The organism is Terribium retamae, from assembly GCF_022347545.1.
Taxonomy (GTDB): Bacteria; Pseudomonadota; Alphaproteobacteria; order Rhizobiales; family Rhizobiaceae; genus Mesorhizobium; species Mesorhizobium retamae.
Window position 1 is genome coordinate 37,985 of record NZ_JAKREW010000022.1, and the last position, 12,627, is coordinate 50,611.

The window sequence follows — 12,627 nt, forward strand, 5'->3', positions numbered from 1 at the left end:
TCGCCTGCTGCCAGCGCATTGGCAGGAGTGTTCCGCACTGGCCGCCTGAACCAATCGCATTTGTTTGCCGGGCCAAAGTTCGCTCGCTAGGGTTCCAGTCCTGAAATTTGCCACAGCCTGTTGTTTGGGTTTTCGCAGTTCGCTCGGCGCGCTGGGTCGGGGGTGCAAACATCGAAAATCATCAGACCTGAACTGTGGCCGGCGCGTCTTTGTGGAGAGACTTCTATGGATAAGGGCAAGATTTTCCGAAACCTGCACGCCGAGACCTTTGTCATTCCCAATCCGTGGGATCTCGGCTCGGCCAAGCTGCTGTCCTCCATGGGCTTCAAGGCGTTGGCCACCACCAGTGCCGGCTATGCCTTCTCGCGTGGCCTCCCGGATGGCGCGATCGGTTTCGAGGAGATGATCCAGCATTGCCGTGACATCGTCTCGGCGACCGACCTGCCGGTCTCGGCCGACCTGGAAAAGGGTAAGGGCGACAGCGCAGAGAGCGCCGGTGAGACCATTTTCGCCGCCGAGGCGGCGGGGCTGGCGGGTTGTTCGATCGAGGACCACACCGGCGATGCCGAAAGGCCCATCTATGATTTTACGCAGGCGGTGGAGCGGGTCGCTGCAGCGGCAGAAGCCGCGCGCGCCTTGAAGCGCGATTTCGTCTTCACCGCGCGCGCCGAGAACTTTCTGCATGGTCGCCCCGATCTCGACGACACCATCCGACGCCTGCAAGCCTATGAGAAGGCAGGTGCCGACGTGCTTTACGCGCCGGGTCTTTCCGACATCGCATCGGTTCGCGCGGTCTGTCAGGCCCTGGATAAGCCGGTCAACGTGCTGTCGACGGCAGATTTCACCGTTCCAGCGCTGGCACAGGCTGGTGCCAGGCGCATTTCCGTCGGCTCGCAGCTTGCTTGCGTCGCCTTCAGTGCGCTCGAGCGGGCAGGTCGCGAGCTGCTCGATGTCGGGTCGTTCACCTTCAATCGGTCCAACACCATGACCTACAGGAGGATGACCGAGCTCTTGTCGTCGGGCACCGTCGCGTAGAACTAGAGCAGGCCCGCATGCGGCCATCGTTGCAGAGGTCGGCGCTGGCGCCTACTATGGCGGTCGCGCCGACTTCATCATCAAGGCGGATGGCGTGCCAAGGGTCCTGCTCAGATGAATGTTGCGATACGTGCCGTGTTTTTCGCCGCCGCGCTGTCGGTTGGTTCCGGCTCCGCGGCGCTCGCCGACACCAAGGGCGAGTTTGCCGCGCTGGTCGAGGCATTGCACAACGAGATCGCAGGCTGCTGGATGCCGCCGGATATGAAAGGCGCGAAACCCGGGCCCATTGTCGTCAAGGTGCGCCTCAAGCGCGACGGGTCGCTGGCCGCCAGGCCTACGGTTGAAAACCCGCCCAAGGCGAAGGAGGCTAAGCTGCTCGCCGCCAGCGCGGTGCGCGCCGTGGAGCGGTGCGCGCCTTTCCGCAGCATGAAACGCACCCGTGTTCCTTATGAGCGCTGGCGTGAGCTGAAGCTCAACTTCGCGCCGGTATTTTAGATAGCACCCATGCTGTTCGAAACGATCATTGTGTGCAGATCCTAGTTCAATCTACGATGAGCACAGTAGGTATCGGTTGGGGGCAGCGGCATGCGATCATGGATTTGGTGCGTTCTAGCGATCTCTTCGACGTGGATTTTGACATCGGTTGCCTGCGCTGAGAGCAAAACGTCTCCCGCCAAGGGAAGAGTCAGCGTGGCAGCGATGGCTGCCATGAGAGATAAAATCTCCGGATGTTGGTCAATACCCGCCAAAGCCGTTCCTGAAGAGCTCGATGCGTTTCAGACTGAGATCGTCGTCCATCTTAGGCCAGATGGTTCGTTGGCCGAAAAGCCGGTGGTCCGAAGATCAAAAGAGGGAAAAACTTTTCAATTGTTCGCAGCCAGCGCCATCCGAGCCATTGAAAAATGTGCTCCCTATACAATGCTGCTGCCATATGATCCCGAAGTATGGAGCGAAATTGTTGTCACTTTCGATCCATCAGAAATCCCTCCAGCGCCACAGCAATAGCTTGCAAAAAATCGGCATTCGGCTAGACCCGCGCCCGGCCGGCGTGGCAGAAAGCCAGGGTTTTGGGCCATAAGAGCTCGCGCGCGGAGACCCGGATGCCGGATTACGACGTTCTGTGCATTGGCAATGCCATTGTCGACATCATCGCCCAATGCGATGAGGCCTTTCTCGCCGACAACGGCATCATCAAGGGTGCGATGAACCTGATCGATGCCGAGCGCGCGGAACTTCTCTACCGTCGCATGGGCCCTGCTGTGGAAGCTTCCGGCGGCAGCGCCGGCAACACGGCAGCCGGAATTGCCAGTTTCGGTGGTCGTGCGGCCTATTTCGGCAAGGTCTCCAGGGATCATCTCGGCGAGATCTTCACCCACGACATCCAGGCCCAGGGCGTTGCCTTCGATACCCAGCCCCTGGTCGGCACACCACCCACGGCGCGTTCGATGATCTTCGTCACCCCAGACGGAGAGCGCTCGATGAACACTTATCTCGGCGCCTGTGTCGAGCTCGGTCCCGAGGATGTGGAGTCAGACAAGGCGTCGGGCGCGGCGGTGACCTATTTCGAAGGCTATCTGTGGGATCCGCCGCGCGCCAAGGAAGCCATCCGCCTCACCGCCCAGCACGCGCACGCTGCCGGTCGTCAGGTCTCGATGTCGCTGTCGGACAGTTTCTGCGTCGATCGCTATCGAGCCGAGTTCCTCGACCTGATGCGTTCGCGCACGGTCGATATCATTTTCGCCAACAGCCACGAGATCAAGTCGCTCTACCAGACGTCGTCCTTCGATGAGGCGCTGGCGCAGATCCGCAAGGATTGCCGTATCGCCGCGGTGACCCGGTCGGAAAAAGGCTCCGTCATTGTCAGCGGCGACGACACTTTCGTCATTGAGGCGACCAAAATAAGAGAGCTGGTCGATACGACCGGCGCCGGCGACCTCTACGCAGCAGGCTTCCTGCACGGCTATACTCAGGGCCGCGATCTCAAGACCTGCGGCGACCTTGGCTCGCTGGCCGCTGGCCTCGTCATCCAGCAGATCGGCCCGCGCCCACGTCAGAACCTCAAGCGCGAAGCCGAACAGGCCGGGCTGGTCTAACCAGAAGCAAGGACAAGGTCATGGCCAGCCCCTACCCCGAAATCACCTTGGTTCGGCACGGCGAGACCGAGTGGAGTGCCAGCGGCAAGCACACCGGCCGCAGTGACATTCCGCTGACGGCCAAAGGCGAAGAAGCCGCAGCCGGTCTTGCCACGCGGCTGCAAGGCAAGGACTTCACCGCGATCTGGTCGAGCCCGTCTTCCCGCGCCCGTCGTACCGCGGAATTGGCCGGTTTCGGCTCGGCCGAAATCAAACCGGATCTGGCCGAATGGGACTATGGTGCCTATGAGGGGCTGAAGACCAAGGAAATCCTGGTCGAGCGCCCCGGCTGGAGTCTGTTCCGGGACGGTTGCCCGGACGGTGAGAGTGTATCCGATGCGGGCGCACGCGCCGACCGGATCGTACAGGCGCTGCGCGAAACGGGCGGCAACGTGCTCGTCTTCTCCTCCTCCCATTTCCTGCGCACGCTCACCGCACGCTGGCTTGGCCTGCCGGCTTCGCAAGGAGCGCTGTTCGTGCTCGATACGGCAAGCATCTCCGTCCTCGGTTACGAGCACGATATGAGCGAGCCGGTGGTTCGCCGCTGGAACCAGAGTTGATCTGGCTCTGCTGGTTATAAGGCGGCGGCATTTGGCTGCGGCCGGGCGAGTGTCTCGCAGCGATCGGCGAAGAGCCGCTCCGACAGGAAATCCACGAACACCCTGACCTTGGGCGACAACTGCCGGTTGGAAGGCCACAGCAACCGGAATTGGCCGGGCGCATCAAGATAGCGGTCGAGCAGCGTTACCAGTTCGCCCCTGGCGATCGGCCCACGCACCAGGAAGTCCGGCATGCAACCGATGCCGAGCCCGGCCAAGGTGGCGCCGCGCAGCGCTTCCATATTGTTGCAGGTCAGGACGATCCTGGGGCGCGGCTCCACCTCGCCGGCCGGCAAAACGAGTGGCCAATCATAAAGCTTGCCGCTGTTGGGGAAACGGAAGCGGACGGAGTGATGGCCGTCGAGATCGCGCGGACAGGTGGGTGTGCCATGGCGCTCGAGATAGGCGGGCGCCGCGCACAGCAATTGCTGGAATGGCCGCAGCGAGCGCGTCATCAGCCGGGAATCCGGCAGGTCGCCGCTGCGCAGCGCGACATCGACGCCCTCGTCGATCAGGTCGACGATGCGGTCGTTGAAATCGAGATCGAGCTCGACCTCGGGATAGCGCTCGGCAAACTCTGGCAGCACCGGCAGGAAAAGGTGATAGCTCACCACCGGCGCGCTGACCCTCAGGCGCCCGCGCGGTGTCTCGATCGCCTCGGCCAGCATCGCTTGAGCATCGTCGAGATCGTCCAGCACGCGCCGGCAACGATCGTGGAACAATCGCCCTTCCTCGGTCAGCCTCAGGCTGCGCGTCGAACGTTGCAGCAGGCGGACACCCAGTTGCTCTTCTAATTTGGTCACCGCCTTGCCGACCGCCGATGGTGAAAGCCGCAGCACCCGTCCAGCGGCGACGAAGCTGCCGAGATCGGCAGTACGCACGAAAGCGGCAAGTCCGCTCAGCCGGTCCAGTGAACGATCCATTCGAGCGTTTTTCTCCATTATATGCGGAATGAGAGCTCTATTCTGCTTGTATTAGTGCAAATTTATCATGGGTCAGTCTGTCAACAAGAGCCCAGTCTTTAACAACCCCGTTGATTGGTTCGCGCGACGCGGCCGTCACGGCAACCTCCGTGGACATCATGGCAAATTCGTACAAGGCCGCGGGCGCGGCCGAAAAAGCGCTCGTCCTCGTCGCCGTGTGCCTTGCAGCACTTTCCATGCCGCTTACCTTCACCGGGCCTGCCGTGGCGCTTCCGGCGATAGGCCGCGCGCTTGGCGGCAGCCCGATCGCGCTCAACTGGGTGACGAACGCCTTTATGCTTACCTTCGGTTCGTCGCTGATGGCAGCTGGCGCCCTGGCTGACGCCTATGGCCGCAAGCGCATGTTCCTGACCGGTGTCGCCGCCTTTGGTCTGTTTTCGGCGCTTGCTTCCGTCTCGCCATCCATCATCTGGCTCGACCTTGCCCGTGCCGCACAAGGCCTGGCTGCCGCGCTTGCCTTCGCAGGCGGTGCAGCGGCCTTGGCCCAGGAGTTCGAGGGGGCCGGGCGCATGCGTGCCTTTTCCGTGCTTGGCACCTCTTTCGGCATCGGTCTCTCTTTCGGCCCGATCACCTCGGGCCTGTTGATCGATGCCTTCGGCTGGGCTTCGATCTTCCTGCCCGTGGTCGTTGCCGCCGCCTTCGCTTTCCTGACTGCCGCCCGCTTCATGCGGGAAAGTCGGGATCCCGCCGCAACCGGTCTCGACTGGCCTGGTGCCGCAAGCTTCACCGTCGCACTTGCTTTGCTGACGTACGGCTTCCTCAAGGCACCGGAAGCTGGCTGGAGCGATCCGGCGGTAATTGGTCTGCTCGCCGGTGCCGTGTTGTCCTTCGCCATCTTCGCCATCATCGAGCGCAAGGTGGCGCGGCCGATGCTGGACCTTTCCTTGTTCCGTTATCCGCGTTTTGTCGGCGTGCAATTGTTGGCCGCCGCGCCTGCTTATGCTTTCGTGGTGCTGCTGGTGCTGCTTCCGGTTCGCTTTGTCGGCGTCGAGGGAATGGATGAGATCGCCGCCGGCCGCCTGATGATCGCATTGTCGGCCCCGTTGCTGATCCTGCCGCTGGTGGCCGGTTGGTTGACGCGGTGGCTGCCGGCCTCGGTGCTGTGCGCCACCGGCCTCCTCGTCTCAGCCGCAGGCCTGTTCTGGTTGTCCGGCGTACCGGCGGGTGCGCCTGCAGCGGCCTTGGTCCTGCCCATGCTCACCATCGGTGTCGGCATCAGCCTGCCCTGGGGGTTGATGGACGGGCTTGCTGTTTCAGTGGTGCCGACCGAGCGCGCCGGCATGGCCACCGGCATCTTCAACACCACCCGTGTTGCCGGGGAAGGCTTGGCTTTGGCCGTGGTCAGCGCTGTTTTGTCGGCGTTTACCGCCGGCCATCTCGCCGCGACCGCCCACGCGCCGTCGGAAAAACTGATGGCGGCCGCGCAGCGGCTGGTTACGGGGGATCTTTCAGCTGCGCAGATATTGCTGCCGGATGCTGGCCACGACCAAGTGGTGGCGCAGTACGGTTTCGCTTTTTCCAGCCTGCTCGTTGTGCTCACCGTCATCACGATCGTCACGGCGGTCGTGGTGTTCCTGTTCATGGGGCGGAAGACCGGACCGGAGGTGCTGTCCGACGCTGTCGAGGCGTGAGAACGCAAGGATCAACCCACCGTCCAGCCCTTCTCGCGCAGTGCCGTGGCCACCTCCCTGCGCGGGTGGAGTTTGATGGAGAGCAATTCGACATCGTCACGGTCGCGCACGGTGAGACGCTTGTTCGAGATCATCGCCGTGCGCACCTGTGAGCGCGCGAAGCGGTGGCGCCTATCACCCCTCTGGATGATCAGCTCACCGACCGAGGCGCTCACCGTCGGTTCGCCATGCACGATCAGGAAGCCGGCGCCGACGCCGAGCAGGCCGCCGATGATGGCAAGCGCCCAGGGGGACAGTTTCTGGCCGAGCGTCAAAGCAAGCCTGAGCGGGTCGTGCCATGGCACCCAAGGCAACTCCAGCAGCCAACCAGCAAGGTCGGGCAGGAAGGCGACAAACGCACCGCCGCCGATCACCGTTGCGATGAAAACGGCGAGTTGGTCGGTGCGTTTCATTTCAATGACGATGGGTTCGTCGGTCATGGCCCCAAGAATGGAACATGGATGTCAAATTGAAATGCGTCTCAGGTCCCCGCCGAATACGCCGCGATGGCCGCCATGTTGACGATATCGCTGTCCTTGGCATTGAGGCCGACGATCTGCACCGGCTTGTTGAGGCCGACCAGAAGCGGACCGATCACGGTCGAGCCGCCGAGTTCCTGCAGCATCTTCGTCGAGATCGAAGCCGAGTGGAACGCCGGCATCACCAGCACATTGGCCGGTCCGGTCAGCCGGCAGAACGGATATTGGGCCATCACGCGGGGGTTCAGTGCCACGTCGGCGGCCATTTCGCCGTCATATTCGAAATCGACGCGCCGCCGGTCGAGGATGCGCACGGCTTCTTGCACGCGCTCCGAACGTTCCCCCTGCGGGTGGCCGAAGGTGGAATAGGCGAGCATCGCCACGCGCGGCTCATAGCCCATGCGCCGGGCGAAGTTGGCTGCTTCTTCGGCGATGTCGGCAATCTGTTCGGCATTGGGCATGTCGTGCACGGCAGTATCGGCCACCAGGACGGTGCGCCCCCTGGCCAGCACGATCGAAACGCCGATGACGCGATGACCCGGCTTGGCGTCGATGACGCGGCGCACGTCGTCGAGCGCCGTCGAATAGTTTCGCGTCACCCCGGTGACGATGCCGTCGGCATCGCCCAGCGCCACCATGCAGGCCGCGAAATGGTTGCGGTCGTTGTTGATCAGGCGCTGGCTGTCACGGAACAGGTAGCCCTTGCGCTGCAGTCGCTCGTAGAGGAAGTCGGCATAGATGCCGTTCTTGCGCGACAGCCGCGCATTGATGATCTCCAGTCCCGGCTTGTCCAGCTCGATGCCGGCATGGCGAGCGTTCTCCTTGATGATGTCATCGCGGCCGAGCAGGATGGCGGTGCCGAGCTTTTGGTTCACATAGGCGACAGCTGCGCGCATCACTTGTTCTTCTTCACCCTCGGCGAAGACGATGCGCTTGGGTTGGCGCCGCACGCGGTCGTAAATCCGCTGCAGCGTCGATGCGATCGGGTCGCGGCGAGCCGACAGTTCCTGCGCGTAGCGATCGAGATCGAGGATGGGTTTGCGCGCCACGCCGGTTTCCATTGCCGCCTTCGCCACCGCGATCGGGATGGCCGAGATCAGGCGCGGGTCGAATGGCACCGGGATGATGTAGTTGGGACCGAACTTCGGCCGGTTGCCCTGATAGGCCGCAGCAACATCGTCCGGCACATCCTTGCGGGCGAGTTCGGCGAGAGCCTGCGCCGCGGCAACCTTCATGGCGTCGTTGATGGTGGTGGCCCGCACGTCCAGCGCGCCGCGGAAGATGTAGGGAAAACCCAGCACATTGTTGACCTGGTTCGGATAGTCCGAACGGCCGGTGGCCATGATCGCGTCGGTACGGATCTCGGCCACTTCCTCCGGTGTGATCTCCGGATCGGGATTGGCCATGGCGAAGATGATCGGGTTCTTGGCCATCGACTGCACCATCGCCGTCGTCAGCGCGCCCTTGGCGGAAAGGCCGAAGAACACGTCGGCGCCGTCCAGCGCATCGGCCAGAGAGCGTGCCTCGGTTTTCACAGCATGTGCCGACTTCCACTGGTTCATGCCTTCCGTGCGGCCCTGGTAGACGACACCCTTGGTGTCGCAAAGGATGACGTTTTCCGGCGAGAAACCCATCGACTTCACCAGCTCGATACAGGCGATGCCGGCGGCGCCGGCGCCGTTGCAAACGAGCTTCGTCGTCTTCATGTCGCGGCCGGTGATCGCCAGCGCGTTAATCAGGCCCGCGGCCGCGATGATGGCGGTGCCGTGCTGATCGTCATGGAAGACCGGAATATCCATCAATTCGCGCAGGCGCTGCTCGATGATGAAGCATTCCGGCGCCTTGATGTCTTCCAGATTGATGCCCCCGAAGGAAGGGCCGAGGAATTTGACGCAGTTGATGAACTCGTCGGCATCCTCGGTCGCCACTTCGAGGTCGATCGAATCGACGTCTGCGAAGCGCTTGAACAGCACCGACTTGCCTTCCATCACCGGCTTGGAGGCGAGCGCGCCGAGATTGCCAAGGCCGAGGATGGCGGTGCCGTTGGAAATGACGGCGACCATGTTGCCGCGCGTGGTGTAGTCGAAGGCGCGCGATGGGTCTTCCGCGATCGCTTTGACCGGTACGGCGACGCCCGGGGAATAGGCGAGGCTCAGGTCGCGCTGCGTCGCCATCGGCTTGGTCGGCACGATCTCCAGTTTGCCCGGCCGCCCCATGGCGTGGAATTCCAGCGCCTCCTCGGAGCTTACCGAAGGGCCTTGTCCGTCCTGTCCATTCTTGCGAGCCATGCTTTTGTTTCTTCCCCTTCGGCGTGCCTGAGGCGCACTCAATTTCTTTGTGGAGCGTTCGGGATTAAGGCTACACTTCGGGTGAGTAAAGCGCCAAGCAATTGCCTTCGGAAATTTTGGAAACAGTTTCTTGAACGACGAAACCCCCATCGCGACGGAAGACAGCGCACCGCTGCCGGCAAGTGCGGCGCCGGTACCTTCCACGGCCGGCGCCACGCCGATGATGGAGCAGTATCTCGAGATCAAGGCGGCGAATGCGGATTCGCTGCTGTTCTATCGCATGGGCGATTTCTACGAGTTGTTCTTCGAGGATGCCGAGAAGGCAAGCCAGGCGCTGGGCATCGTGCTCACCAAGCGTGGCAAGCATCAGGGCGCCGAGATCCCGATGTGCGGCGTGCCGGTGCATGCTGCCGACGACTATCTGCAGAAGCTGATCGGGCTCGGTTTCCGCGTGGCGGTGTGCGAGCAGATCGAAGATCCGGCCGAGGCCAAGAAGCGCGGCTCGAAGTCGGTGGTCAAGCGCGACGTCATCCGTCTCGTCACGCCGGGCACCATCACCGAAGACAAATTGCTGGCGCCTTCGGAATCGAGCTTCCTGATGACGCTCGGCCGGATCAAGGGCGGCGCCGACCAAAGCTTCGCATTGGCCTGGATCGAGATTTCCACCGGCGTCTTCCGTGTCGCCGAAACCAATGCCGAGCGCTTGCTGGCCGACATCTTCCGCGTCGATCCGCGCGAGCTAATCGTTGCCGAACCGGTCTTCTACGATCCCGAACTGAAGCCTGTTTTCGACGTGCTCGGTCGCGTCGCGAGTCCGCAGCCGGCCAGCCTTTTCGATTCGGCCTCGGCAACGGCGCGCATCGCCCGCTTCTTCAACGTGGCGACGCCCGACGCCTTCGGCACGTTCAGCCGCGCCGAGCTTTCCGCCATCTCCGGCGCGATTGCCTATGTCGAGAAGACGCAGAAGGCCGAGCGCCCGCCGCTGTCGCGGCCGGAGCGCGAGGAGAACGGGGCAACGCTGTTCATCGATCCGGCAACGCGATCCAATCTGGAACTCCTGCGCACCCTTTCCGGCAGCCGCGAGGGGTCCCTGTTCAAGGCGATCGATCGCACCGTCACCGGCGGTGGCGCGCGGCTGCTGGCCGACCGGCTGATGGCGCCGCTGACCGACGCGGCGGCCATCGGAGCACGGCTCGATTCGGTTTCCTTCTTCCGCGAAGAGACGCGTCTTGCTGAGGCCTTGCGGATGGCGCTCAAAGGTGTCGCCGACATGCCGCGTGCGCTGTCGCGGCTGGCGCTGAACCGCGGCGGCCCGCGCGACCTCGGCGCGTTGCGCGCCGGTTTCCTTGCAGCCGGCGAAATAGCGCGGGTCTTTGCGCGTGTCGCGCCGCCTGCTGAACTGGCTGGCGCACTTGCCGCGATCGACGCGCTGCCGAAGCCGCTTGCCGAACATCTCGCCGGAGCCTTGGCCGACGAACTGCCGCTGCTGAAACGCGACGGCGGCTTCCTGCGCAGCGGCTACGATGCCGAGCTCGACGAGATGCGGGCGCTTCGCGACGAGACGCGAAAGGTCATCGCCGGCATGGAGCGCGACCTCATCGAAGAGACCGGTATCCGTTCGCTCAAGATCCGGCACAACAATGTGCTGGGCTATTACATCGAGGTGACGGTCAACCATCAGGCGATCATGACGGGTACCGACGAAGCCAAGGCGCGCTTCATCCACCGTCAGACCATGGCCAATGCCATGCGCTTCACCACGACGGAGCTGGCGGGGCTGGAGACCAAGATCGCCAACGCTGCCGACCGTGCGCTTGCCATCGAACTTGCCGCCTTCGATCGGTTGCTTGCCGAAGTCGTGGCCGAGGCGGATGCCATCCGCGCCGGTGCCGATGCACTGGCCGTGCTCGATGTGTCGGCCGCACTCGCTGCTCTGTCGGCGAGCGAGAACTGGTGCCGGCCGCAGGTCGATGCCTCGCTTGCCTTCGAAGTGGTCGGTGGCCGCCACCCAGTGGTGGAGCAGGCGCTGCGCCGCACCGGAGAAGGACCTTTCGTCGCCAATGATTGCGACCTGTCACCGGAAGGCGATGCCAAAAACGGCGCCATCTGGCTGCTCACCGGCCCGAACATGGGTGGCAAGTCGACCTTCCTTCGCCAGAATGCGCTGATCGCCATCCTGGCCCAGACCGGCTCCTTCGTGCCGGCGGCAAGCGCCCATATCGGGGTGGTCGACCGGCTGTTCTCGCGCGTCGGCGCTTCCGACGATCTCGCGCGCGGCCGTTCGACCTTCATGGTCGAAATGGTCGAGACCGCCGCCATCCTCAACCAGGCGGGTGAACGCGCACTGGTCATCCTGGACGAGATCGGTCGCGGCACCGCCACTTTCGACGGGCTTTCGATCGCCTGGGCGGCGGTCGAATATCTGCATGAGAAGAACCGTTGCCGCTCGATTTTCGCCACCCATTTCCACGAGATGACGGCGCTGAGCAACAAGCTTAACCGGCTTCACAACGTCACCATGCGGGTCAAGGAATGGGAAGGCGACGTCGTCTTCCTGCATGAGGTCGGCAAGGGCGCTGCGGACCGCAGCTATGGCGTGCAAGTAGCGCGGCTTGCGGGTTTGCCGGAAGCCGTGGTGGCGCGCGCCAAGCAGGTGCTGCACCAGCTCGAGGAAGGCGAAACCTCGGGCAAGGCCGATCGGCTGGTCGACGACCTGCCGCTGTTTTCGGTGGCGGTGAAGCGGGAAGCGCCCAAGCCGGTCCAGTCCGATGCACTTGGCGAGGCACTGGCTGCCCTCAGCCCCGATGAGATGACGCCACGCGAGGCGCTGGAAGCAATCTATCGACTCAAGGGTTTGATCGGACGCTGAGGACGACTGCGCCGGCGCTCGGTTCCGGTGGGGCGGGTTGAGCTCGCAATTCTGATAGCGCATCACCCCATAGGCTCGGCAAATCCGTTAACGGACAGGCCCAACGAAAAACCATTCAGGAACAATTCGGTTGCCGCTATGTTAACCGGGGTGGCGGGGAGCACAGATTGGAGGAACCAATGGATCGACGGCTATTTCTGACGGGAATACTCGGCGTTGCGGGGGCCGCAGTCGTCGCTACGGCAATGCGTCCAGCTCAGGCGGTTGCAGGTGTGCCTGCAGCGCGTGGCGGTATACTGGACGAGCTGGAACAATCACATGCGGAGGCGGCTGTTCTCGATGACGAGAACGATGCCGATGCCGAACTCGTCTACCATCGCCCATGGCATCGTCCGGGACGTCGGCCTTGGCGCAGGCCCCGCTGGCGGCGCGTCTGCCGTCGTGTCTGGCGCCGCGGCCGCTGGCGCGTTCGTTGCTGGCGCGAACGGGTATGGCGTTAATCTAGAGCATTTGTAGCAAGTGGAATCACTTGGCGTTACAAAAATGCGGCGAAAACAAAAGCTTATAGCGTT

Annotated in this window: 11 protein-coding genes; 8 read left to right on the forward strand and 3 right to left on the reverse strand. The window is 63.1% G+C overall.

The features are described 5' to 3' along the window. Positions 1 to 225 precede the first annotated feature (225 nt). From L4923_RS19740 to L4923_RS19760, 5 genes are all read left to right on the forward strand, one after another. Positions 226 to 1,035, forward strand: a complete 810-nt coding sequence (locus L4923_RS19740; RefSeq protein ID WP_239368257.1) for an isocitrate lyase/PEP mutase family protein — start codon at positions 226 to 228, stop codon at positions 1,033 to 1,035. A gap of 135 nt (positions 1,036 to 1,170) precedes the next feature. After that, the gene (locus L4923_RS19745; protein WP_239368259.1) at positions 1,171 to 1,530 is read left to right on the forward strand and encodes a hypothetical protein; all 360 of its coding nucleotides are present in this window, start codon (positions 1,171 to 1,173) and stop codon (positions 1,528 to 1,530) included. A 195-nt stretch (positions 1,531 to 1,725) separates the two neighbouring features. Then, positions 1,726 to 2,040, forward strand: a complete 315-nt coding sequence (locus tag L4923_RS19750; protein WP_239368261.1) for a TonB C-terminal domain-containing protein — start codon at positions 1,726 to 1,728, stop codon at positions 2,038 to 2,040. A gap of 95 nt (positions 2,041 to 2,135) precedes the next feature. Beyond that, a complete protein-coding gene (locus tag L4923_RS19755) occupies positions 2,136 to 3,128 on the forward strand; it encodes an adenosine kinase (RefSeq protein WP_239368263.1) in 993 nt (330 codons plus the stop codon). Between the two features lie 20 nt (positions 3,129 to 3,148). Beyond that, a complete protein-coding gene (locus L4923_RS19760; RefSeq protein WP_239368265.1) occupies positions 3,149 to 3,727 on the forward strand; it encodes a histidine phosphatase family protein in 579 nt (192 codons plus the stop codon). 14 nt (positions 3,728 to 3,741) lie between these two features. Here L4923_RS19760 and L4923_RS19765 read toward each other — a convergent pair whose 3' ends face one another. Further along, on the reverse strand, positions 3,742 to 4,677 hold the full coding sequence (locus L4923_RS19765) for a LysR family transcriptional regulator (RefSeq protein ID WP_239368343.1): 936 nt from the start codon (positions 4,675 to 4,677) through the stop codon (positions 3,742 to 3,744). Positions 4,678 to 4,847: 170 nt separating this feature from the next. Here L4923_RS19765 and L4923_RS19770 point away from each other — a divergent pair, with 170 nt between their 5' ends. Then, positions 4,848 to 6,380 (forward strand): MFS transporter, encoded by a 1,533-nt coding sequence (locus tag L4923_RS19770; protein WP_239368267.1) that lies wholly within the window; start codon positions 4,848 to 4,850, stop codon positions 6,378 to 6,380. Between the two features lie 11 nt (positions 6,381 to 6,391). On the opposite strand, the gene L4923_RS19775 is transcribed toward L4923_RS19770, so the two are convergent. After that, on the reverse strand, positions 6,392 to 6,859 hold the full coding sequence (locus tag L4923_RS19775) for a YqeB family protein (RefSeq protein WP_239368269.1): 468 nt from the start codon (positions 6,857 to 6,859) through the stop codon (positions 6,392 to 6,394). Positions 6,860 to 6,900: 41 nt separating this feature from the next. Further along, on the reverse strand, positions 6,901 to 9,186 hold the full coding sequence (locus tag L4923_RS19780; protein WP_239368271.1) for an NADP-dependent malic enzyme: 2,286 nt from the start codon (positions 9,184 to 9,186) through the stop codon (positions 6,901 to 6,903). Positions 9,187 to 9,316: 130 nt separating this feature from the next. On the opposite strand from L4923_RS19780, the gene mutS reads away from it, so the two are divergent. Beyond that, entirely contained in the window at positions 9,317 to 12,055 is a 2,739-nt protein-coding gene (gene mutS / locus L4923_RS19785; protein ID WP_425530978.1) for a DNA mismatch repair protein MutS, read from the forward strand. Between the two features lie 179 nt (positions 12,056 to 12,234). Beyond that, positions 12,235 to 12,555, forward strand: a complete 321-nt coding sequence (locus L4923_RS19790) for a protamine-2 (modular protein) (RefSeq protein WP_239368273.1) — start codon at positions 12,235 to 12,237, stop codon at positions 12,553 to 12,555. Positions 12,556 to 12,627 lie beyond the last annotated feature (72 nt).